We start from the raw sequence: 1,150 nt of genomic DNA, 5'->3' as shown, positions 1-1,150 counted from the left end.
GGGGTGGGGAGGGTGGATGAGGGACGTTCGCCGCTATGGCAGGCGGTAGTCGGGGCCCAGCGCCGCGCCCGCCTCCGGGTGCGTCTGGTCGTAGCCGCGCGCGTCGCACTGCAGTCCGCCGACGACGCAGTGGTCGACGAGCGCCTTGAGCGTGCGGTCGTCCCAGGCGTTGAAGAAGTCGTAGTGGAAGCTGTGGCCCGGGCCGCTGGCCAGCCGGACCCGGGACATGTCGCCGTTGACCGGGAACGCCATCTTGAACTCGATCATGGGCAGCGCCACCGGGTGGTCGGCGGGGCACATGTTGTCGTTGGTGCCGGGCTTGACCACCGGGTAGGCCATGTGGCTCTTGTGGTCGGGCGTGTCGAGGTACTTGCCGTCCCAGCAGCTCGGTGCCTGGAAGCGGATGTTGAGCTGGACGTCGGCGCGGTCGGGACAGCTCGCCGGGAACTCGGTGTTGAAGTAGCTGTCACCGCACTCCCAGCCCTCCACGAAACCGGGATGATGGCGGAACTCGTCGGCCGTCTGCATCGGGCTTCCGACGACGAACCTCAGGCCCTTGGGGAAGGGCCGGACGCTGGTGTAGTCGGTGACGCCCGCCTTGTAGTAGATGACCTGCGGGCCGACGGGCAGGATCTGCCGGTCGCCGTCGTAGAGGGTGGGCATCCAGTAGCCGGACAGGTCGCCCGGCGCCTTGCAGGTGGTGCCGCCCGCGCTCAGTGAGGCCGTGGTGCTGCCGGCGTTGGTGGTCGTGTTGCCCATGAAGGTGTGGTCGTGGGACTTGCCCGGCTGCTGCGGGTAGACGATCGGGTCGTCCGGCCTGGTGTGACTGACCGAGCAGTTGGCCTGGAACTCGTGGAAGTAGCGGTGCGGCGGGTCCTGGGTGGACGGAGTCGCACCGGTGACAGGCGGGTTGGCGGGGATGTAGCCGTCGCCGTCGGGGTCCTCCGGGGAGGAGGCGGTCGACACGGCCATCACATGGCCCGGGTGGGCGGCCGTGGCGGTGGTGCGGGGCGCCGAGGCCGCGCCGACCGTGCCGAGACCGATCGAGGTCAGCAGCAGGGCGGACGTGATCAGCACGCCCGGGAGGATCTTCGAGCTCCGTGACATGGGGGCTCCTCCGATCGAGGGAGGTGGGGGCTTGGGGCCGTAC

1 protein-coding gene is annotated in these 1,150 nt (G+C 69.7%); it reads right to left on the bottom strand.

What is annotated here, in order from left to right:
• Positions 1–33: 33 nt before the first annotated feature.
• Entirely contained in the window at positions 34–1,107 is a 1,074-nt protein-coding gene (locus V7E45_RS40195) for a DUF1996 domain-containing protein (RefSeq protein ID WP_333779238.1), read from the bottom strand.
• Between the last annotated feature and the right edge of the window lie 43 nt (positions 1,108–1,150).

The organism is Streptomyces sp. IBSBF 3136 (assembly GCF_036815105.1).
GTDB lineage: Bacteria > Actinomycetota > Actinomycetes > Streptomycetales > Streptomycetaceae > Streptomyces.
Note: the sequence above shows the minus strand (reverse complement) of the source record. Positions and strands in the feature narration are given on the sequence as shown.

What these genes read in the sequence shown, in the direction of transcription:
- V7E45_RS40195 (WP_333779238.1), bottom strand. Translation starts at nt 1,107, where the DNA reads ATGTCACGGAGCTCGAAGATCCTCCCGGGCGTGCTGATCACGTCCGCC.